18 protein-coding genes are annotated in these 21,544 nt (G+C 48.2%); 4 read left to right on the forward strand and 14 right to left on the reverse strand.

Annotated features, from left to right (window positions below; all coding sequences use genetic code 11):
• Positions 1–258: 258 nt before the first annotated feature.
• From ATY27_RS04150 to ATY27_RS04165, 4 genes are all read right to left on the reverse strand, one after another.
• A complete protein-coding gene (locus ATY27_RS04150) occupies positions 259–1,068 on the reverse strand; it encodes a THxN family PEP-CTERM protein (RefSeq protein ID WP_208931049.1) in 810 nt (269 codons plus the stop codon).
• Between the two features lie 132 nt (positions 1,069–1,200).
• Entirely contained in the window at positions 1,201–2,871 is a 1,671-nt protein-coding gene (locus tag ATY27_RS04155; protein WP_208931048.1) for an FAD-binding oxidoreductase, read from the reverse strand.
• A gap of 69 nt (positions 2,872–2,940) precedes the next feature.
• Positions 2,941–3,819 carry a PEP-CTERM/exosortase system-associated acyltransferase gene (locus ATY27_RS04160; protein WP_208931047.1) on the reverse strand — a complete coding sequence of 293 codons (879 nt, stop codon included), beginning with the start codon at positions 3,817–3,819 and terminating at the stop codon, positions 2,941–2,943.
• Between the two features lie 157 nt (positions 3,820–3,976).
• On the reverse strand, positions 3,977–4,858 hold the full coding sequence (locus ATY27_RS04165; protein WP_208931046.1) for a patatin-like phospholipase family protein: 882 nt from the start codon (positions 4,856–4,858) through the stop codon (positions 3,977–3,979).
• 154 nt (positions 4,859–5,012) lie between these two features.
• Here ATY27_RS04165 and ATY27_RS04170 point away from each other — a divergent pair, with 154 nt between their 5' ends.
• From ATY27_RS04170 to prsR, 3 genes are read left to right on the forward strand one after another with little or no spacing between them, the layout of a single operon-like run.
• On the forward strand, positions 5,013–5,756 hold the full coding sequence (locus ATY27_RS04170; protein ID WP_244151302.1) for a serine protease: 744 nt from the start codon (positions 5,013–5,015) through the stop codon (positions 5,754–5,756).
• Entirely contained in the window at positions 5,753–7,777 is a 2,025-nt protein-coding gene (gene prsK, locus ATY27_RS04175) for an XrtA/PEP-CTERM system histidine kinase PrsK (RefSeq protein ID WP_208931045.1), read from the forward strand. Before ATY27_RS04170 ends, prsK begins: the two co-directional genes overlap by 4 nt.
• 28 nt (positions 7,778–7,805) lie before the next feature.
• Positions 7,806–9,191 carry a PEP-CTERM-box response regulator transcription factor gene (gene prsR / locus ATY27_RS04180; RefSeq protein ID WP_208931044.1) on the forward strand — a complete coding sequence of 462 codons (1,386 nt, stop codon included), beginning with the start codon at positions 7,806–7,808 and terminating at the stop codon, positions 9,189–9,191.
• A 122-nt stretch (positions 9,192–9,313) separates the two neighbouring features.
• Here the strand turns inward: prsR and ATY27_RS04185 are convergent, their stop codons facing one another.
• The 10 genes from ATY27_RS04185 to tkt form a co-directional block, all read right to left on the reverse strand.
• Positions 9,314–10,570 carry a hypothetical protein gene (locus tag ATY27_RS04185; RefSeq protein ID WP_208931043.1) on the reverse strand — a complete coding sequence of 419 codons (1,257 nt, stop codon included), beginning with the start codon at positions 10,568–10,570 and terminating at the stop codon, positions 9,314–9,316.
• 2 nt (positions 10,571–10,572) lie between these two features.
• On the reverse strand, positions 10,573–11,193 hold the full coding sequence (locus tag ATY27_RS04190; RefSeq protein ID WP_208931042.1) for an energy transducer TonB: 621 nt from the start codon (positions 11,191–11,193) through the stop codon (positions 10,573–10,575).
• A 1-nt stretch (position 11,194) separates the two neighbouring features.
• Positions 11,195–11,593, reverse strand: a complete 399-nt coding sequence (locus tag ATY27_RS04195) for a biopolymer transporter ExbD (RefSeq protein WP_208931041.1) — start codon at positions 11,591–11,593, stop codon at positions 11,195–11,197.
• A gap of 14 nt (positions 11,594–11,607) precedes the next feature.
• Positions 11,608–12,132: a MotA/TolQ/ExbB proton channel family protein gene (locus tag ATY27_RS04200; protein ID WP_208931040.1), complete on the reverse strand. Its 525-nt coding sequence runs from the start codon at positions 12,130–12,132 to the stop codon at positions 11,608–11,610.
• Positions 12,132–13,496, reverse strand: coding sequence for a MotA/TolQ/ExbB proton channel family protein (locus ATY27_RS04205; RefSeq protein WP_208931039.1), 1,365 nt, complete (start codon positions 13,494–13,496; stop codon positions 12,132–12,134). Before ATY27_RS04205 ends, ATY27_RS04200 begins: the two co-directional genes overlap by 1 nt.
• A gap of 6 nt (positions 13,497–13,502) precedes the next feature.
• Positions 13,503–14,273: a DUF3450 domain-containing protein gene (locus ATY27_RS04210; protein WP_208931038.1), complete on the reverse strand. Its 771-nt coding sequence runs from the start codon at positions 14,271–14,273 to the stop codon at positions 13,503–13,505.
• Positions 14,274–14,513: 240 nt separating this feature from the next.
• Positions 14,514–15,578, reverse strand: coding sequence for a class II fructose-bisphosphate aldolase (gene fba, locus ATY27_RS04215; RefSeq protein ID WP_208931037.1), 1,065 nt, complete (start codon positions 15,576–15,578; stop codon positions 14,514–14,516).
• Positions 15,579–15,709: 131 nt separating this feature from the next.
• Positions 15,710–16,891 (reverse strand): phosphoglycerate kinase, encoded by a 1,182-nt coding sequence (locus ATY27_RS04220; RefSeq protein WP_208931036.1) that lies wholly within the window; start codon positions 16,889–16,891, stop codon positions 15,710–15,712.
• Between the two features lie 50 nt (positions 16,892–16,941).
• On the reverse strand, positions 16,942–17,952 hold the full coding sequence (gene epd / locus ATY27_RS04225) for an erythrose-4-phosphate dehydrogenase (protein ID WP_208931035.1): 1,011 nt from the start codon (positions 17,950–17,952) through the stop codon (positions 16,942–16,944).
• A gap of 77 nt (positions 17,953–18,029) precedes the next feature.
• Complete coding sequence (gene tkt, locus ATY27_RS04230) at positions 18,030–20,027, reverse strand: transketolase (protein WP_208931034.1); 1,998 nt, start codon at positions 20,025–20,027, stop codon at positions 18,030–18,032.
• A 352-nt stretch (positions 20,028–20,379) separates the two neighbouring features.
• On the opposite strand from tkt, the gene metK reads away from it, so the two are divergent.
• Positions 20,380–21,531: a methionine adenosyltransferase gene (gene metK, locus ATY27_RS04235; protein WP_208931033.1), complete on the forward strand. Its 1,152-nt coding sequence runs from the start codon at positions 20,380–20,382 to the stop codon at positions 21,529–21,531.
• Positions 21,532–21,544 lie beyond the last annotated feature (13 nt).

The raw sequence follows: 21,544 nt of genomic DNA on the forward strand, positions 1-21,544 counted from the left end.
TGAAAACACTGCTTATTCAAAACAGCAGTCATCCACTGAGTCCCTACTTTACTTGCAGATCAACAACAAAATATAGTGTTTAGTTATGGTGTCCACAATCCTGATAGCGGTTAGACGTTAGCGGTTAGCGGTTGGTATCGATCAACTACATCTGATGTGAGTCAGTATCGGCAAGAAATTTCAGACAATAAAAAACCCGGATGTTTCCAACCGGGTTTTTTATTTAGGTTACAACACCTGGTGTTGTAACCATCGCAATTATTTTGCGCGGCGACGCAGGCCAAGCAGAACCAGTGACAGACCTAACATGCCAACAGTAGCTGGTGCAGGCACAGCCATAGTCAGTTGAGCCAGCAGCTCCAGTTGGTTGTTAGTGCCTTCACGAGTAACCAAAAGGATAGAACCGTCTGGATTAACTACTGATTGCGTAACACCTGATAATGGGTTCAGCTTGAAAGAAATTTTGTAGTGTTCAACGCCAACCCAGAAATTGATTGCTGGCAGGTTCAGTTTGATCAGGAATGTGTCATCACAACCAGTACCAGATAACTGAGGAATTGGGCATTTTGACAAGTCAGCAACGTTTGGAGTTTCGTTGAACTGAATGCCAACTGTTGCTGAATTTGCACCCAGTGGTGGGTTAACGATTGCAAACAGAGTTTCCAGGTCCATTTTGTATAATGAACGTGAGCCTGTTGGAATAGTTTTGTTTGAGTGAGTGATTAAACCAGTCTGAACCCATGCACCGTTTGTTACCAGTACATCAGATTTAGAAGCGATGTTCAGACTGCTTTTTGCAGCAGCAGAGCCCCAAGACACTGTATCGTACGCGTTTGGCAGACCAGCTGCGCCTGCGAAAGTTAAACCACAACCGTTCGCTGCATCTGTTGTACCAGCAGCACAGTCATATACGGTGCCATTTGCTTGTTTGCTGGAAGAATTCACACCATCAGCTAACCAGCCAGATTGAGTGGCAAATTGCAGAGCAGGAATTACTGCAGCCTGAACTGAGCCTGCGAACATTGCAACTGTCAGAGCACTTACTGATAAAAGAGTTTTAAATTTCATGTTACTACCACCTTGTATTTTTGACTCGCCTACCAGTTACTGCCAGGCTAAAACTACTACTGACAGACATAAAGCAACTCTCATGCCATTTATTATTTTTGCTTATATTCAATAACTTATGGTTGTACTGATTTAATTATTTACTGGGCTTGTAAACTTTTCTGACGCTACTGAAATGTACCGTCCAGGTGCCAGGATTCCCTGAGGGTCTAATGCAATTTTTAAATCTGCTAACACTTGCAGATACTGCGGATCACCGCAGTGTACCATTTCCGCCATTTTATCGACGTCGGTGCGATACGGGTAAAAACCATGCGAGAACATCGTTTGATATAACCTGTCGCGACATTGTAATGCAAGCTCGTCCCAGGTCTGCCCTTCAGGCGCTTTGGCAGTGCGGTCAAATGAAATGCTGACTACCGCATCGATGCAACGCTCGTTTAATAATGTGAGGGTCACCGCTGGTTCAAAGCCAAATTGCGGTAAAACTTTGTCGACGATTTCCATCAGCTGGCGTGCATTCTTCGCATCGGCGGGCGCTACAAACGCACTCCAGATTAATCCGACATTGTCCCTGTCCATATCAAAGCGACCGTCAGGGGTAGTTCTCATCCGCCAATATGAACTGGCTAAAAATTGCGCGCTGGGTTGCCCTTTCATCATATTATGAACTGGTCGCAATACTTTCAACATGCCAGGAATATCCATACGTGTGATGAGTGCGATGGGCTTCTGAAAGGTTTCGATAAAACGTAACAAATTGTCGCTGATAAAATTCAGTCTGGCGCCCTTCACTGTCCGCAATGCACGCCGGACCTGTTTTCGCGCATTGGCAACCTGTTCTTTTGTCCCATATAAAGCACCGGATACGTTCCAGGTACCGACTTGCCACTGTTTTTTTAATTGAGTCAATATATTGCCCTGCAGTGGAAATTGCGCCGAATTGCCTTGAAACATTGGCCACGGATACTGCTGCATCCCCCCCAGAACCCGGTAAGCATTGGCAATATGTGGCAAGCTGGTGATCACGCCACTGCGCTTTAACGGTACTAAGGCCTCTACGATTTGTTCGAGTGCAGATTCATTCGGTGCCGACAAATAAAATGCGACAAATTGCTCCGGTTTTGGCATCAACCACAAAGTGATACTCAAAACAATACCCAAGTTCGACTGTAAGAACAGTTGATCAAGTGCCGGGCCTAATCCCCACTTGTACATTCCACTGGCTTTTGCGCCATCAAACCGGCCAAAACCTGTCTTTATGATCCTGCCATCAGCCAGTAGTACCTCCATCGAACCGATAAAATTTGCATGTTCGCCATAAGGTGTATGGCCAAATCCCCGTTCAACCGTATTACCAACAATACTGCAATCCGGATGCGAGCCGGTACAATCCATCCAGTCAGTCCCGCCTTGCGCCAAAAGGTAGTCAGCCAACTGACGCTGCGTGACTCCCGCTTCGACGGTGACCAGATGATGTTCAGGATCGTAACCAGAGATCTCGGTCAAACGCCCCAAATCAAGCAGCACTGCTGCATCAACGCTGGGCACACGGGACCCATAACCCCAGTTTTTGCCTGAGCTGATGGTATATAGCGGAATACTGAATTCAGCCGCTATTGCAACAGCTGCCGCAACCTGTTCACGTGATGGTTTTAGTATTGCTGAGACAGTTGCGCTTGTGGCGAAAGTGGCTGTTGCTGCCAGCTTCAGCGGCTCGCTGGCTGTAATGACGTACTCGTCTCCAAGTAACTGACGCCATTTTATAATTGCCAGGCTGGCGATTTGCGGCTCTTTGTTCATCCTGAGGTCCTTATCGCAATAAAAACGGCAGCCTGAAGTGACTGCCGCTGATTCTATTTTCATGTCGACTCAACGCTGTGGGAGCATACTTTTGTTTGGTTCTCTCTTTGGCTCCAGTGGGCCATCGGTAAAGCCATGCTCTTTAACTGAATTTGCCAGTGACTTTTCAATTTCATTTAACAACTTTTTGAAGCCCGGTGACAATCCGTCAAACAGCATCGGTTTATTAATATAAAACGGCGCCCGCCGGCCATGATAATCAATAACAGGACCAATCTGATGAAACTTAATACCGACAAATGCCAAGCTGCGCGCCAGACGAGGCTCCATCATGACAAAAGCATGTTCTTTTTGCGCATGAAAAGCTGTGGATGCCGCTGCAAAATACAGGCAGATAGCAATGTAAGGGAAACAACGTAACTCAGTTTCAGAATAAGCTTCAACATTAATAGCACCGGTAGCGGCGCCTTTAAATTTATCGACTTCCCGTCGACGAAACTGTTCAAGTACCGCGAGCCGTGAAATTTCACAGATCTTGTTTCTCGGAAAAGCTGCCGGGCTAAATTCATGATCGGTAATTGAGTGCAGGCAATATTTCTCGATTGGTAGCAACTCTGAATCATCAGCGGAAGTGATCAGGCGCACAGTGCCTGCCATATTGCCACTGGTCATGTGACGAACAAAACAGTGGATAGAATGTGCATCAAAATCATCGAGCTCTACCTGATCAGGCCGTTCAGGCTCAAATTTTAACTCTTCGCAATACACCTGATGTCTGACGTTATAGACTTTCTGTTTTAACTCTTCAGTTAACGCCAGCTGTGGCTGCAGAAACTGTGAAAAATGCTTTGAGATGCTGCTGGCGTTATTACTGACCATCACACCAATAGCTTTCTTCACCAGAGTTCCAACTATAGGTAGCTCTTGTAATTTCTTTAAATGCTTCATAAAAACCTGACAGATTCCTCAATGTTCACCGGCAAGCACAACATGACTCAACAGTTGCGCTACCCATTCCTTCGACTCAACTGCAAAAAGCCAGCACATGTTGCGCTATCAGCTGCTGAGATCAGGTCCTGCTCCTTTAGTATAGAAAGTCGATGTGCTATGACAAACCAACATGGCGTTCCCGCTGATTAGTCGTCACTTCAGTCCGTATCCAACCGAGCTTGTGCGGGATCACGGCCATGGTTGTATCATAGCCCTGCCGTAACAGTTGTTCTTTTTTAGCTACTGGCAAAGCAAAATCTACCGACGATACATCTCCAGTATTAATCAGCACGGTATTATGCCAATACTGGGCATGTACGTATTCTCTCGACATCGCGTTCATAAATGTTTGAATTAACATGAGAATATATGAGACCAACGGAAAAAGTCTACGTCGGATGATCGGTTTATCTTCACCTTCACTCTTCAACCGGAAACACACCACAGGTACATCACGACCAGACCAGTCCTGATGTAACGCATCTTCCGCCAGGATCACTCCATCCGCCATCACGTGATTTTCAAAAGTCTTGAATGAAAACAACAGCGGAATCGACATTGAATAGCGGACTGCCTCTGATACTTTCATCTGTGGGGTACGTGCTTTGTTAAATACGACAGGACCACCACCGTTGATGTCGGTCGCCAATACATGCAAATCTAACAACAAATCACAGAAACGAGCGCCAGCGAGTTGATTATCCATCCAGCGTTCAAACGTATCACCACTGGACAACCCGCCTGTCCGGATCAAATTCATCAAAGAAAAACCGCGAAATTGTTTAAAATCAGTATGAAGCGCAAGATCGCGCATCTGATCAAAGCTTTTACCCGCAGCAACCATCGCTGCCACGATACTGCCGCCAGACACGCCGACCAGACTGTGGAAATTCAGTCCAAGGTCTTTCAGCGCTATCAAAATTCCTACATAACAAGGCAATCGGGTGCCGCCACCAGAAAAAATTGGCACTATTTCATGCGATTGCAGTTGTGTCATACTGGCCACCAAGACATCATGCATCTGCCACTGAACTGAGAGTTTCAGTATGTACCAATTTGCTCAAGATGCGAATTCGATTTTAGTCCAGCACCGACCGAGCCTGATAAGTATGGAACGCCTGATTTACCGACACTTCCGGAGTCTTCTGTGCATGCTGTGTCTGACAGGGCTGTTACGGCCAGTTCAGGCGGCATTGCCAGAGCTGATCGTGCAACTGAAACCCTCAGTCGTTGCCCTGGCTATATACAGTCCTGCAGCTTCACCACGGCTGAAGCTGCTTGGTTCTGGTTTTGTCGTTGCACCGGGCAATCTGGTTGTGACCAATCATCATGTCATCGCAACGCCTGTTGATAAAGAAAAGAACGAATCATACGTGGTGCTGTCTGGCCACGGCCAACAACCGCAAGTCCATCCAATCAAGAAAACACGAGTGGACCGCGCCCACGATCTGGCTGTGCTGGAGATTGCCGGAACTCTGCCCGCCGTGAAGCTCGCTACATCAGATTACGTCGCTGAAGGGACTGAACTGGCATTCACCGGTTACCCAATCACCGGGGTTCTGGGGCTTTATCCTGCCACCCATGGCGCCTTACTCAGTGCTCTGACACCGATCGCTATCCCTGCGGACAACAGTCAGGTCATTTCTGCTGCAACTTTACGTCAGTTACGCGACCCTTTTATGATTTATCAATTAGATGGTACTGCATATCCCGGTAATAGCGGCAGCATGCTTTATCGCCAGGATACCGGGGAAGTTGTTGGGGTGATCAATATGGTGCTGGTCAAAAGCAGCCGAGAGGCGATTTTGAGCGATCCTAGTGGAATTTCTTATGCGATACCGATCAAACACTTACATCAGCTGCTATCGCAGAACCCGGACAGGAACCAGCCATGAATATTGAAGTCACTCCGGGGCAATTTGGCTTTCTGCTGGCGGCGATCGGCTATTTATTGTTTTGGGCTCTACAGCTGACCGTCAGAGTGAAAACGTCGCAAAAATCGTTATTGTCGGCTTATACCTTGTGTTCTGTGCTGTGGGCTGTGCATAACGGTCTGTCGCTGCAGCTGGCATTTATTACAGATTTCTCGTTTGTCATTGAAACAATTCAGAAATCTTTGTTGTTGCTGTTTTTGTTGTCAGCACTCAGCAAAACTGACATTTCGCTCAGACAGTGGCTTGCATTAAAAAAAGTGCGAATGACACTGCTGGTCTTGTGCAGCTGGCTAATCGCCGGCTGGTTTATTTTGCATACGGCCGGTTTGCGTCTGATGGGGACGCTGTTACTGGTTATTGTCATGCTGGCGATGGTGGAGACCTTATATCGACAATCCGGCGGACAGAAGTGGCAATTCAAACCACTGATTATCGCCGTTGGCATTTGTTTATTACTTGATTTTTACCTGCTGGCAGAAGCTGCTCTATTGAGCAAAATCAATCAACAAACCTGGCAGGCGCGTGGTTTTGTCAACCTGTTCATGTTGCCGTTTCTGGTCGTCGCAGTTAAACGGATTAAGTCCTGGGGCATCAATGTCTATGTCTCGCGGGACATTGTCCTGCAAAGTTCGCTGGTGCTGGCTGCCGGTATTTATCTGTGTCTATTAGCAGTCGTCGGTTACTACCTGAGTTATATCGGTGGCAACTGGACAACATTGTTGCAGGTAGTCTTTGTGGTCGCTGGTACCGCAGTCCTTGGCACTTTGGTTTTTTCCGACGGCCTGCGGCGTAAAGGCCGTGTTTTCATTGAGAAGCATTTTTTTGCCAATACTTTTGACTACCGGGAAAAATGGGTCGAACTGACGCGCGAACTCAAGAAGATCGAATTTGCCAACGAAAATACTGCACAGGTCTGTCTGAGTGCCTGGTGCCATGCGATAGGTTACAGCCACGGCGCATTGGTTAAATTGCAACAGGAACAGTTGCAAGTGCTGGCGACACAAGGCCAGTTAGAGTTTGGTGAAAATGAACATCAAGCATTGCAGCTGGTGATCAGAGAGCAAAAGAACAAGCAGTGGCTATTAGATTTCAGTGACAAAAAAGACAATATGATTATTCAGCTGCGTAGCATGCTGGCGCAATCCGGACTTACTTTTAGCATTCTGATCCCGATTCTGAAAAACAATCAGTTATGGGGCTTCTGCGTGCTCGAGAGTAATATCAATGAAAAACTCAGGCTGAATTGGGAACTGCGTGATTATTTAAATGCGGTCACCGAGCAAATAGCCAGTTATTTATTTATGGACGAAGCGAGTAAAGCGTTGTCGGAGAATGCCCAGTTTGTTGCTTTCAGCCGAATGTCTGCTTTTGTGGTACATGATCTGAAAAATGTGAAAGCACAAATTGATATGCTGCTGAAAAATGCGCAAAAGCACCGGCATAACCCCGAATTTGTCGACGATGCTTTTACCACCATAGAAGCAATGCAAAGCCGTCTACAAAACATGTTGGCACAGCTCACCAATAAGCAATCTGGCCAGGAACAATTGAAGAAAACCGCAGTTGGTACACTACTGCAGACTCTGATCGCGGAACGGTGCAGTGCCAACCTGCCCTTACCTGTCCTGGTTATGCACCATGATTGCCAACTCACTATTGATACCGAACGCTTTGCGAATGTGCTGTTTCATCTGATCGACAATGCGCAGCATGCGACTGCAGATGATGGTGAAGTCCGGGTTGTTGTGCAGCAAAGTGAAGGACAGCTTAGGTTGGAGATTATTGATACTGGCTGCGGCATGTCGCAAGAATTTATTCAAACCCGGCTGTTTAAACCATTTGATACCACAAAAGGCAATGCGGGGATGGGCATTGGCGCGTATGATGCTTTAACTTTTGTCCAGCAACAGCAGGGACAGTTGCTGGTAAGCAGTGAGGTGGGACGTGGGACTACCTTTACCATTTTGCTTCCTTTACACTAACCACCATAACTGATACACGGAATGTTGTATGAAAACATTACTCGCAATTGATGACGATCTTGGCATCCAAAAGCAGCTGAAGTGGAGCCTGACCGACTACGAAGTGGTTTTTGCTGAAGATCGTCCGTCGGCACTGCAACAACTACGACGTTTTGAGCCTGCTGTTGTGACTTTAGATCTTGGACTGCCGCCAGACCCAACGAATGCATCTGAAGGGTTGGCATGTCTTACTGAAATTCTGCAACACAACCCCAATACCAAGGTCATTGTGATCACTGGTAGCACCGATACTGAACATGCACTGCAGGCAATATCGCTTGGCGCTTACGACTATTATCAAAAACCAATTGATGTCGACGTGCTAAATGTCATCGTAGCCAGGGCTTTCAAACTCAGTGAGATAGAAAATGAAAACCGTGTCCTGAAAGCGACGGCATACAAACAGCAAGACATTATCGGCAACAGCGAATCTATTCTGAAAGCCTGCCGGATGGTGGAGAAAATCGCACCGACTGAAATCACCACATTGTTGTTAGGTGAATCAGGAACCGGGAAAGAAGTTTTCGCCCGCGCTATCCACAAACAAAGCCCGCGCGCCGATCGACCTTTTGTCGCAATCAACTGTGCCTCCATCCCGGATAACTTGCTGGAAAGTGAATTATTCGGCTACGAGAAAGGCGCATTTACCGGCGCCCATAAAACAACTTTAGGTAAAATCGAAACCGCCAATGGCGGCACTCTGATGCTCGACGAGATTGGCGACATGCCGCTGGCGCTACAGGCCAAAATGCTGCGCTTTTTGCAGGAGCGTGTGATTGAGCGCGTCGGCGGTCGTGCAGAGATCGAAGTAGATGTCAGAGTTGTCTGTGCGACTCACCGTAACCTGGCAGAAATGGTCGCTGAACAAAGCTTCCGTGAGGATTTATTCTACCGGGTCAGTGAAATAACACTCAATATCCCGCCACTTCGCAACCGTGGTCACGATATTGTTATTATCGCCAAGGCACTTTTACACCGGTTTAATGCTGAATTTAACACTAATATTCAAGGGTTTACTGAAGACGCGATTAACTCAATGCTGGGCCATCGCTGGCCAGGCAATATCCGTGAATTACAGAATAAACTGAAGTCGGCTGTGATCCTGGCTGATACTAAGTTCATCAGTGCTGAAGACCTTGGGTTACTGCCATCCAGTCAGCCAAACACTCTCCCTACCCTGCGTAAAGTAAGGGAACAGGCAGAAACGCAGGCGATTCGCCATGCCTACAACGTGGCCAATGGCAATCTGTCGAAAACTGCTGATTTGCTAGGAGTAACCCGCCCCACTTTATACTCATTAATTGATAAGTATAAAATGCTCGATTTGCGTACCCAGGATGCAGAACATCCTGGGTCTGTCACTGAAGAACATTGAGACCATCGATGTTCTGACAAAATAAAGCCAGCTTAAACGCTGGCTTTTTTGGCAATTCAGCTGACTGAAATGCATCAGTGATAAAAAAACCCGCCAGATGGCGGGTTTTTTAACAGCTGGAGTTAAAGCTTGATGCCTTTTTTCTCAGCGCGTTCTTTTACGTAAGGGCCCCATGAGTTAGCCATCTTTTCTTGTCCATGCTGGCGTGCCAGCACGACTTGTTGATAAGCCTCACGCATTTTGCCCTGGTAAAAGTATGCGCCGATCAACGACACGTGAACTTTACCTTTGTCTTTGGTGCCTGCTTCTAACGCTTTTTGTAATGCTGTGGCTGCTTCGGCGTTTTTATTCGCCATTGCCAGTGCATCACCCTGACGGCGATAGGCCTCACCATCGTTTTCTTTAGCAGCTAACATACCGTAGAACTTCGCAGCTTTTTCAAATTCACGTGCCGACGAGTATGAACTTGCGATACTCATCAGGATTGCACGATCATTCTTTAACAGACCTGCGGTTAAGTGTTTTTCCAGTAATGCAGCGGCCTTAAACGGCACGTTGTTATTGTTGTACAGGTTAGCGAGTAACTTAATCTCGTTTTCTGTCTTCAATAAACCCTGTTTATAGGCCATATCGATAATCGCAAGCGCTTTTTCGTATTGCTCATCAACAGAGTAGAACTGGCCTAACATGACCCAGGATTGCTTCTCATTAGGAAACAATGGCAACATTATTTCCAAAACTTCGATAGCTTTCTTAGTCTGCTTCAGCTCGTAGTATGAAGCGAACTTCATCTGGTACGGTTCTTTTTTCGGCGTTTTCGAGTGTTCGATAGCGCGATCGGCTGGCGCAATTACCTTGGCATACTGCTTCATTTCGTAGTATGCGTTGGCAATACGCAGATCGACGTTTGCGTCCATCTCACCAGTAAAATCACCCCACTTGGTGTAATAAGTGATTGCCTGCTCGTACTTTTTACCCATCAAGCTCAAGTCTGCGATATTTCGCAACAATGTGGCCTGATCAGTAAAACCAAGTACATCGGGTTTTACAGCTTTAATCATATAATCTAATGATTTCGCCGGATTTTTCTCGATGTAGAGCTGACCAATAAACTTATCTAAGTAGGCTTTATCAAAAGTGTTCGATGCTTCGATAGGTTCCAACAAAGCCAATGCTTCACCGACTTTATTCTGGCCATAAAGCTCATAGGCTTTACCGATCGCTTTACCGACTTTTTCGCCTACTGCCTGAGATTTACGGGCTTTACGCTCAGCAATCTTGGCAGCATCCGGAGCCGCAAATGCAGAGCTTACCGGCAGAGCGGCAATACCGACTGCAGCAAACACCATCAATGCAGATGTAAGTTTGTTAAATTTCATACTTAACCTCCGGCATTATCAAGGTTGAAGTCTAACTGCACCATGATCCCAGTCTGCTTTAACGCCTGACCATTCTCAATTTTTGGTGAGTACTTCCAACGTTTTAACGCACGAATTGCTTCGCGGTCAAATACCCGCTTCGGCTCAGCATCAACAACTTCAATTTCATCCACTGAGCCATCAGGCATAATGGAAAAACGCATTTTTACCCAGCCATTGATACCATCCCGGGCGGCTTGTACCGGATATTTCGGTTCAATCCGCACAATCGGTGTTGCGTCACCATCACGCATCATCGCACCAGAAGGATCACCGATTCCGTTATTCACACCACCAACATCAACTGTTGGCGCGTTAAAACCGATTGTCCCTGCATCTGTATTAGATGCTTCCTGCACGATCTGCTGCTTTGGCGGCTCCGGCGGTGGCGGCGGCGGCGGCGGCGGTACCCGAGTTCGGGTCTGAGCTTTTGACTCAGGCGGCGTCGAGTTTATCTCAATAACGATTTGTTCCTTTGCGACATTAGAGACAGCATCATCGCTGTCTACTAAAAATGCCATCAATACAAACAGGAAAAACGTTATTACCGCACCAATTAAGAGTGAAAGTAATAACCGAGCCATATTACTTCTCCGCCGCGATCGAGATCTTCTCAATGCCAGCCAGTTTGATTTGATCCATTACAGATACAACCACACCGTGCTTCGCTTCTTTATCCGCTTGCACAATTACAGTGTCAGTCGGAGATTCAGCTAACAGCTTCTCGATGGTTGCACCTACACGCTCTACATCAACTGCGCGTTTATCCAACCAAATTTCACCATTGGCCCGGACAGCGACAAAAATCGTTGCTGAAGGCTTCTGTTGAGCTTTTGCTGCTTTTGGACGGTTAACATCGATACCCGCTTCTTTAACGAAAGAAGTGGTCACGATAAAGAAAATCAGCATGATGAATACAACGTCGAGCATTGGCGTCAAGTCAATCGCTGCTTCTTCTGCTTCACGTCTAGTTTTACGTGCCATAAATCACTCTCTAATCAATGATGCGGCATGCTATCTGCCAACTCGTGGACAGCAGCTTTTACCTTCGCTTCTAATTTGGACGTTACAAAAACTCCAGATAATGCAGCCACCATCCCCGCCATAGTCGGGATTGTTGCCATTGAAATGCCTGATGCCATCAAACGCGGGTTACCCGTGCCGACTAACGCCATAATTTCAAACACTGCAATCATACCTGTTACAGTTCCCAACAAACCAACCATTGGGCAGACCGCAACCAGAGTTTTAATAACATTAATACGCTCATTCAGCTGAGTACTCGCTTGCGACACCCAGGCTTCACGGATTTTATGCGCATACCAAGAAGTTGTATCAGTCCTTGCATTCCAGTCAGCGATGATTTTGTCACGCATGGCCGGGTACTCACGACTGATAAACCAAAAGCGCTCTATAATCAGAATCCACATGATGAAGAGCACCAGGGCGACGATATAAAGTACATCACCGCCGGTTGCGATAAAATCCCTGACAGATTCCCAAAGCTCTATCAGGCTATGCATTATGAGCGCTCCTTCTCCGCATGAGCAGCGATGATACCAGCGCTTTGCTCATCCAGGATGTGCAGGATTGAGTTTGATTTAGACTGCAGTAAAGAGTGCAGGAACAACAGTGGCAGCGCACATAACAGACCTTGAACCGTAGTAACCAGGGCCATAGAGATTGAACCTGCCATGATTTTCGGGTCACCGGTACCGTGCAGCGTGATCATCTGGAACGCGCCAATCATACCAACTACTGTACCTAACAGACCTAACAGAGGACCTACTGCAGCGATCAGTTTCAGGATACCGATACCTTTTTCGATTGCTGGAGTCTCACGCATAATTGCTTCGTCCAGTTTCAGTTCCAGGTTTTCCACGTCAGCTTTTTTGTTGTCATGGTAAACTTTCAGGATACGACCCAGTGCGTTGTCCGTTGATGGATTGTTCAGATTTTTCAACTGGCTGTTGATTTTTGAACTTGCCGCAGTCAGTGACAGGAAACGGACTGCAGAGATCAGTAAACCAATGATCAGCAGAACAGTAATAACGTAACCTGGAGTACCACCTGAATGGAACTGCTCTTCCAGAGTAGCTTCCTGAGTTTTCAGACGCAGCAAGTTACCACCTGTTGGGTCAACATATACTGCTTTCAGCTCGCCGGCAGCTGCATTTTTGAACGCAACTGAGTCAGAAACAACATAAGATTCTGGTTGTTTAACCAGAGGCTGCATTTCTTTGGTGTCAGCGTTATACACCAGGAAACCGTTGTCAGTGATTAAGTTGAACGAACCAACGCGAGTTACAGAAGCTGGCGCTTTTGTGCCGTCCAGACCTGTTACTTCGCCGTCAAACTTAGAGACTTTGGCAGACTCGGTCATTTCTGTTTGCAGAGCGATCCACAGTTCTTCAAGTTCAGTAATCGTCGGCAGCTCTTTAGCTACTGACAGTTTTTTCAGTAAGTCTTCGCGACCTTTAAACTGAGCACTGATATTAGAAGTTGCGATTGCACCGATAGTTTCTGTTGCAGTACCACGAACGATACCGAACATCTCACCTAAAGTACCTTGAGCATTTAACAACTCTTGTTCTTTAGCTGCGATAGCACCTTCGTTGTCAGCAAACTGTTTAGTCAGTGACTTGCCACGCGCTTCTTCTGCAGCGAAAGCAGCTTTTGCTTTGCTCAGCAGAGCTTGTTTGTCAGCACGGTCAGACAGGAATTCCTGCTCACGAGCAGCATCCAGTTTGGCATCTGCAGCGCGGTTCTTTTTGACTTGCTCTAACAGCTGATCCAGTTTCGCTGTATCTGCCGCTGCATTTAAGCATACGCCAGCAGACATGGTGACTGCAGCTGCAATCATTAAACCTTTAAACACTTTCTTCATTTATTCTTACTCCGCTGCTAACACTGGAAGTTTTAATAATTGTGGAGGAGATTGTTTGCCAGCTACACGGATAGCCAGTTTAGTAGAATCCAGGTACTCAGCACCCAGTGCTTCCCACTGGTTGGTAGACTTGTTCCACATCCAGGCTTCTTTCTCATCCAACGACATCGCCAACAGCGCAACACGGCCGACATAAACGAAGTTAACTGTTTTCTCACCGCCACCAACGTTCAGTTTGTCAGTGTAAGTAACCAGGGCTGTGCCCAGGTCTTTTTCGATTTGATATGCTTCGAGCACCATACGGTATTGCTCAGAAGTGTTTACAGATGAATTACCCATCAGGTCACGCAGACGCTGAATACGTTCCAGGCGTTTTGTTTGATCGATTGGCATATCTGCTTTGATAAAAGCTTCCAGCGTATCAATCATTTTGTACATTAATGGAACGATACCCTGCTTGGTGCCTTCGATCGTACCAATCTGCTTGTCAAATGAACCCAGCTGTGCATTTTGATCGTTCACCAGCGTATTCACGTGATCGTTGTAAACTTTCAGGTTTTCTGTCTGTTCTACCAGTGTGCGGTATTCAGCCAGCAGTTCCTGAGACTGTTCATAAATGTTGTTGATCTTTTCCTGAGACTGCGCAGATGCCTTGGCAGCTTGCACACCAGTATTGGTGACTTCTGCGAGAGTCGTTGCGGTTGCAACGCCACCGAACATGAAAGCACCAACGATGGCTGATGCGATCAGGTTTTTACGAATGTTATTGTTAGACATAGTTCCCAACCAATAATTGCTGATTAACGTAACCTGTATTTTGAAAGGCCAAACTTGTAAAAAAGAATGACCTGGTTAGAGGGTAAACCGCCCGCATCATTGCAGCAAAAACAATGGATGTCAATATAACTACGACAGCCAGCCAGACCTGTTTCACCGCAATATCCGCTTACAGATTTACCCGGAATGCTGCTATTAAATTCTTATCTTTAAAATTTAATAAAACATTCATTTTTCTGCTTATTTAATGTTCGGAGTCAGTTTGCCCGAATCATACAACTTCACCATTTGCTCAAGAGAAATGGCTTTGATTTTTGACCCTTGCCCGGCACAACCGAATGCCTGGTAACGGTCTTTACAGATCTCCATCATGGCTTTGACAGATTCCTGTAAATACTTGCGTGGATCAAACTCTGCCGGATGCTGAGCCATAAAGCGGCGGATTGCACCGGTAGACGCTAAACGTAAATCAGTATCAATATTGATTTTGCGTACGCCGAATTTGATCCCTTGCTGAATTTGTTCTATCGGAACGCCATAAGTTTCCGGAATTTCACCACCGTACTGATTGATCACCGCCAGCCAGTCCTGCGGGACCGAACTGGAGCCGTGCATCACCAGATGCGTATCTGGGATGCGGGCATGAATGGCTTTAATCCGATCAATTGCCAAAATATCGTCTGTTGGTGGACGACTGAATTTGTAAGCCCCGTGGGAAGTGCCACAGGCAATAGCCAATGCATCCACTCCAGTCGCTTTAACGAACTGCGCCGCTTCTTCAGGGTCTGTCAGCATCTGGTCATGGCTCAGCACGCAATCTGCACCAACACCATCTTCTTCCCCGGCAGCACCGGTTTCCAGTGAGCCTAAACACCCTAACTCACCTTCGACCGAAACGCCGCAGGCGTGCGCCATTTCAACAACACGGCGGGTTACATCGACGTTGTAATCATAGTCAGCTGGTGTTTTCCCATCTGCGCGTAACGAGCCGTCCATCATAACGGATGAAAAACCGAGCTGGATAGACTGCTGACAAATCGCTGGAGAGGTACCGTGATCCTGATGCATTACCACCGGGATATGCGGAAACTCTTCGACAGCCGCCAGGATCAGATGACGCAGGAATGGCGCACCGGCGTATTTCCGTGCACCTGCAGACGCCTGCACAATGACCGGGCTGTCCGTTGCATCGGCTGCCAGCATAATCGCGCGCATCTGTTCAAGATTGTTGACGTTGAACGCTGGCACGCCGTAACCAAATTCTGCGGCATGATCCAACATCTGACGTAACGAGATAAGAGCCATGAAATCCTCACTTTTTGTAGGGTAAGTTTCAGAGCTGTCACCGAACCCGGCGCTTTTGCGCCGGATGTGCCGGTCAGGATCTGCCGGCTTGGAATAGGTTTCGGCGAACAGACTGTTTTATAACATCATTTTTACGCGCTTTTGCCGCGTTGTTCAAGAATTTCAACTGCTGGCAAGGTTTTTCCCTCTAAGAACTCAAGGAATGCACCGCCACCGGTAGAAATATAGGAGATTTGTTCAGCCACACCATACTTGTCAATGGCGGCCAGCGTGTCACCACCACCGGCAATACTGAACGCATCACTTTGCGCAATCGCTTCAGCAATCGCTTTAGTTCCTGCCTCAAACTGCGCAAATTCAAACACACCTACCGGACCGTTCCAGACAATAGTTCCTGCAGTTTTTAAGATCTCTACCAATGCAGCAGTACTGTCTGGGCCGATATCAAAAATCATATCGTCGTTGGCAATATCCGCAATCGGTTTGAGACTAGCGGGTGTATCTTCAGCAAAGGCTTTGCCGGTCACCACGTCGGTTGGCACAGGAATATTGCCGCCGTTTGCTTTCGCCGCAGCCATTAAGCGCTGTGCTTCCGGAATTAGATCGGCCTCATACAAAGACTTACCGACAGTTGCACCAGTAGCTGCGATAAAAGTATTGGCAATTCCACCTCCAACGACCAGCTGATCAACGATACCGGACAAAGATTCCAGGACTGTCAGTTTGGTCGACACTTTAGAGCCACCAACAATCGCGACTAACGGCCGTTTTGGGTTTTTCAGCGCTGCGGCTAAGGCTTCCAGTTCAGCCGCCAGCAAAGGACCGGCACAGGCGATAGGCGCAAATTTGGCTACACCATGTGTGGTGGCTTGTGCGCGGTGGGCAGTGCCAAATGCATCCATCACAAACACATCGCACAACGCGGCCAGTTGTTTTGACAAAGTTTCGTCGTTTTTGCCTTCGCCTTTATTAAAACGGACGTTTTCAAACACCACAACTTCACCGGCAGCTACGTCAACGCCCTGCAGATATTCTTTGGCCAGACGCACAGGCGCTGTTAATGCAGTTTTGAGGTAATCGACGACTGGTTGCATCGAAAATTCTTCGGCATAGACACCCTCTTCCGGGCGGCCTAAGTGTGAACACACCATCACTTTTGCGCCTTTGCTGAGCGCGAGTTCGATCGTCGGCAGTGCGGCACGTAAGCGCGCATCTGAAGTCACTACGCCATTTTTTACCGGTACATTTAAATCTTCGCGGATTAGTACGCGTTTACCCGCTAAATCTAAATCAGCCATTTTAATCACGGACATGACCATCTCCTTTTGTTGATTTGAATACTGTTATTCTGTTTATAGTGCCGTTACTGACTTCTCATCATGGCACGCGCGGTATCGATCATTCGGTTGGCAAAGCCCCACTCGTTGTCACACCAGACCAAACACTTCACCAGTCGTTTATGGCTAACCCGGGTTTGTGAACCATCGACGATGCACGAATGCGGATCGTGGTTAAAATCAACGGAAACTAATGGCTCTTCGGTGTAATCCAGAATTCCCGGCAAAGACAAGCGGGCTTGTTGCAGCGCGGCATTCACCGCTTCAACGGTGACATCCTGATGAAGTGCAACGGACAAATCCATTGCCGTAACATTGATCGTTGGCACACGTACGGCAATCGCTTCGAAGCGGCCGGCGAGATGCGGCATGATGCGTTCAATGCCCCGGGCAAGTTTGGTATCGACCGGGATAATGGATTGGCTGGCAGCACGGGTGCGACGTAAATCCGGATGATAAGCATCAATAACCTGCTGATCGTGCATCGAGGCGTGAATTGTCGTGATAGTGCCACTTTCGACGCCAAAAGTATTATCCAGCACACTCAATACCGGCACTATACAATTGGTGGTGCATGAGCCGGCAGACACGACGCGCATGGTCGCGTTGAGCTGTTGCTCATTGACACCATAAATCACTGTCGCATCAATATCAGCGCCAGCCGGATGCGAGAACAGTACTTTGCCAGCACCGGCTTCGAGATGTTTCATCGCATCGGCGCGGCTGCCAAACACACCGGTACACTCTAAGACTAAATCGACATGTAGTGCTTTCCACGGCAAAAACGCCGGATCTGGCTGATGGAGCAGCTGAATCTGTTGATCGCCTACAACTAACATCTCGCCGTTGAGAGTTACTGAAGTGCCAAAACGGCCATGGCTGGAATCATACTTCAGTAAATGCGCGATGCCGCGGGCTTCCGCCAGTTCGTTAATTGCGACTACCTGCACTTCATCTTGTAACTGTTGTTCAAAAATGGCGCGTACAATGCTGCGGCCAATTCGGCCAAACCCATTGATCGCGATCCGGATTGTCATCAGCGCTGTTACCTGTCTGGACTGTCACGAAGTTAAACAAAAGGGGCTCCAAGCCCCTTTTGCATTGAAAGTACCGCTTACGCCAGTAACTGTTCGGCGGCTTCGACAACTGCAGCAGTGGTGATACCGAAGTATTCAAACAACTGCTCAGCCGGCGCCGATTCACCAAAACCGGTCATGCCGATGATTTTGCCATTCAGACCAACATATTTATACCAGCTGTCGACAATACAAGCTTCGACTGCAACACGTTTGGTGACGGCAGCCGGTAACACCGCTTCGCGGTAGGCGGCATCCTGAGCGTCAAACACATCAGTTGATGGCATCGAAACCACACGGATTTTATGGCCAGCATCCGTCAGTTTTGCCGCGGCTTGTACCGCCAGCTCTACTTCTGAACCTGTAGCAATAATGATCAGGTCCGGCGTACCTGCGCTGTCTTTAAGCACATAACCGCCACGCCGGATGGCGGCAACCTGCTCATCAGTACGGGCTTGTTGTGCCAGATTCTGCCGGGTGAAAATCAGCGTAGTCGGGCCTTCGGTGCGTTCAATTGCTGCTTGCCATGCAACAGCAGATTCCACCTGGTCACAAGGACGCCAGTTCATCAGGTTTGGTGTCACACGCAGCGAAGCCAGCTGTTCAACCGGTTGGTGTGTCGGGCCGTCTTCGCCAAGGCCAATCGAGTCGTGGGTATAAACAAAAATCACCCGTTGTTTCATCAGCGCAGCCATACGCACCGCATTACGGGCATATTCCATAAACATCAGGAAGGTTGCACCGTATGGCACAAAACCACCATGCAGCGCGATACCATTCATGATGGCTGACATGCCGAATTCGCGCACACCGTAATACAGGTAGTTACCGCTGGCATCCTCAGCACTGATACCTTTAGAGCCAGACCAGATGGTCAGGTTTGAACCGGCAAGATCGGCAGAGCCACCCAGCAGTTCCGGCAATAACGGGCCATATGCGTTTAATGCATTTTGCGAGGCCTTACGACTGGCGATCGCAGCTGGGCTTGCCTGTAACTTGGCAATATAAGCATCTGACTCTGCTTTCCAGTTCGCTGGCAACTCACCGCTTAACCGGCGTTTTAACTCGGCAGCCAGTTCAGGGTGCGCTGCAGCGTAAGCCGCGAACTGTGCGTTCCAGCTGTGCTGTAAAGTGTTACCTTTGGTTTTACCATCCCAGGCGGCGTAAATGTCGGCCGGGACTTCAAATGGCGCATGCGGCCATTGCAGGAATTCACGGGCTGCGGCAATTTCTGCATCACCCAGTGGCGCGCCGTGGCAATCGTGGCTACCGGATTTATTCGGTGAACCGTAACCGATGATAGTCTTGCAACAAATCAGTGTTGGTTTGGTGCTTTCTGCTTGCGCAGCCTGAATCGCTGCCGCAACTGCCTGAGCGTCATGACCGTCGACACCGGCAATCACATGCCAGCCATAGGCTTCAAAACGGGCCGGCGTATTGTCGGTGAACCAGCCTTCAACATGGCCATCGATCGAGATGCCATTGTCATCCCAGAATGCGATCAGTTTGCCAAGGCCTAAAGTCCCGGCTAAAGAGCAAGCTTCGTGCGAAATACCTTCCATCAGGCAACCATCGCCCAGAAACGCATATGTATAGTGGTCAATAATGGCATGGCCTGGCTGGTTAAACTGCGCTGCCAGTGCTTTTTCGGCGATCGCCATGCCTACCGCATTGGTGATCCCCTGCCCCAGCGGACCTGTGGTGGTTTCAACACCAGGTGCATAACCATATTCCGGGTGACCCGGCGTGCGTGAATGCAATTGACGGAATTGTTTTAAGTCGTCGACAGACAGGTCATAACCGGATAAATGTAACAGCGAATATAACAACATAGAGCCATGGCCGTTCGACAGAACAAAACGGTCACGGTTAGCCCACTGCGGGTCCTGTGGATTGTGCTTTAAAAAATCACGCCATAATACTTCGGCGATATCGGCCATCCCCATCGGGGCGCCCGGGTGGCCAGATTTGGCCTTTTGCACTGCATCCATACTTAACGCGCGGATGGCGTTGGCGAGTTGTTTGCGGGACAGCATTGTCACTCCTGCTACTAATTGTCGGGATCTTATCCAAGTGGATTTTTATGTTGCCTGTATCGCTTCGGATGGCGTGATACTGTTTTTTAATAAACAGGCAAATTTATTTTACGCGTCGCATCGGTTCGGGTTTATTTTCCCAGACCATGCCCACCTTGGCAACGAATAAAACCGGATCCATGCTGATTGCCTTAAGTTTTGATCCGTTCGTCCGATAACCCGTACTCTTGCAGATAGAAAGACGTCCGGGCGGCAAAAAAATATGGCAAACTGCCATTTGTTTCTCTAGAATACGCAGCCCAATTTTCCGGCGCCTGGCGCTTAAACAACCAACCCATTGGAATAAGTTAGAATGGCACAACACATTTTTACCTCTGAGTCAGTTTCTGAAGGACATCCGGATAAAATCGCCGACCAAATCTCTGATGCGGTGTTGGATGCCATCCTGGAACAGGACCCAAAAGCCCGTGTCGCCTGTGAAACCTTCGTCAAGACCGGTATGGTTCTGGTTGGTGGCGAAATTACTACTTCTGCCTGGGTCGATATTGAAGAGCTGACCCGCAGCACTATCCGTGAAATCGGTTACGTGCATTCTGATATGGGCTTTGATGCCAATTCTTGCGCGGTGTTAAGCGCCATCGGTAAACAATCTCCGGATATCAATCAAGGCGTTGATAAAAAAGACCCGAAAGATCAGGGTGCCGGCGACCAGGGTCTGATGTTTGGTTACGCCAGCAATGAAACTGACGTACTGATGCCAGCGCCAATCACTTATTCTCACCGTCTGGTGCAACAACAAGCCAAAGTGCGTAAAGATGGCACGCTGCCATGGTTACGCCCGGATGCAAAATCTCAGCTGTCGTTCATTTATGAAAACGGCAAACCTGTTGGTATCGATGCCGTGGTGTTATCAACTCAGCATTGCGACACTATTTCGACTGAAGATCTGCGCGAAGCGGTGATGGAACACATCATCAAGCCTGTACTGCCGGCTGAATGGCTGCGTCAGAGCACGAAGTTCTTCATTAACCCTACGGGTCGTTTTGTCATCGGTGGCCCAATGGGAGATTGCGGTCTGACCGGCCGGAAAATCATCGTCGACAGCTACGGCGGCATGGCCCGTCACGGCGGTGGCGCTTTCTCTGGTAAAGATCCATCAAAAGTTGACCGTTCAGCCGCCTACGCTGCCCGTTATGTGGCGAAAAACATCGTTGCAGCCGGCTTAGCTGAGCGCTGTGAGATCCAGGTATCTTACGCCATCGGTGTAGCAGAACCGACCTCTATCAGCGTCGAGACTTTTGGTACCAGCAAACTGTCAGAAGACCAGCTGATTAAACTGATCCGGGCCCATTTCGACCTGCGTCCGGCCGGCCTGATTGCGATGCTCGACCTCGAGCGTCCAATCTACAAAGCGACCGCTGCTTATGGTCACTTTGGCCGCAATGAGTTCCCGTGGGAACAGACTAACAAAGCTGACGCACTGCGTGCTGAAGCCGGTCTGTGATCTCAGACTCTGA

It is taken from the genome of Rheinheimera sp. F8, assembly GCF_001518915.1.

Coding starts and splice junctions, on each gene's coding strand:
- ATY27_RS04220 (WP_208931036.1), bottom strand. CDS start 16,891: ATGTCCGTGATTAAAATGGCTGATTTAGATTTAGCGGGTAAACGCGTA.
- prsR (WP_208931044.1), top strand. CDS start 7,806: ATGAAAACATTACTCGCAATTGATGACGATCTTGGCATCCAAAAGCAG.
- tkt (WP_208931034.1), bottom strand. CDS start 20,027: ATGCTGTCCCGCAAACAACTCGCCAACGCCATCCGCGCGTTAAGTATG.
- ATY27_RS04160 (WP_208931047.1), bottom strand. CDS start 3,819: ATGAAGCATTTAAAGAAATTACAAGAGCTACCTATAGTTGGAACTCTG.
- fba (WP_208931037.1), bottom strand. CDS start 15,578: ATGGCTCTTATCTCGTTACGTCAGATGTTGGATCATGCCGCAGAATTT.
- ATY27_RS04195 (WP_208931041.1), bottom strand. CDS start 11,593: ATGGCACGTAAAACTAGACGTGAAGCAGAAGAAGCAGCGATTGACTTG.
- ATY27_RS04170 (WP_244151302.1), top strand. CDS start 5,013: ATGCTGTGTCTGACAGGGCTGTTACGGCCAGTTCAGGCGGCATTGCCA.
- epd (WP_208931035.1), bottom strand. CDS start 17,952: ATGACAATCCGGATCGCGATCAATGGGTTTGGCCGAATTGGCCGCAGC.
- ATY27_RS04155 (WP_208931048.1), bottom strand. CDS start 2,871: ATGAACAAAGAGCCGCAAATCGCCAGCCTGGCAATTATAAAATGGCGT.
- ATY27_RS04210 (WP_208931038.1), bottom strand. CDS start 14,273: ATGTCTAACAATAACATTCGTAAAAACCTGATCGCATCAGCCATCGTT.
- ATY27_RS04205 (WP_208931039.1), bottom strand. CDS start 13,496: ATGAAGAAAGTGTTTAAAGGTTTAATGATTGCAGCTGCAGTCACCATG.
- ATY27_RS04200 (WP_208931040.1), bottom strand. CDS start 12,132: ATGCATAGCCTGATAGAGCTTTGGGAATCTGTCAGGGATTTTATCGCA.
- ATY27_RS04185 (WP_208931043.1), bottom strand. CDS start 10,570: ATGAAATTTAACAAACTTACATCTGCATTGATGGTGTTTGCTGCAGTC.
- metK (WP_208931033.1), top strand. CDS start 20,380: ATGGCACAACACATTTTTACCTCTGAGTCAGTTTCTGAAGGACATCCG.
- ATY27_RS04165 (WP_208931046.1), bottom strand. CDS start 4,858: ATGACACAACTGCAATCGCATGAAATAGTGCCAATTTTTTCTGGTGGC.
- ATY27_RS04190 (WP_208931042.1), bottom strand. CDS start 11,193: ATGGCTCGGTTATTACTTTCACTCTTAATTGGTGCGGTAATAACGTTT.
- prsK (WP_208931045.1), top strand. CDS start 5,753: ATGAATATTGAAGTCACTCCGGGGCAATTTGGCTTTCTGCTGGCGGCG.
- ATY27_RS04150 (WP_208931049.1), bottom strand. CDS start 1,068: ATGAAATTTAAAACTCTTTTATCAGTAAGTGCTCTGACAGTTGCAATG.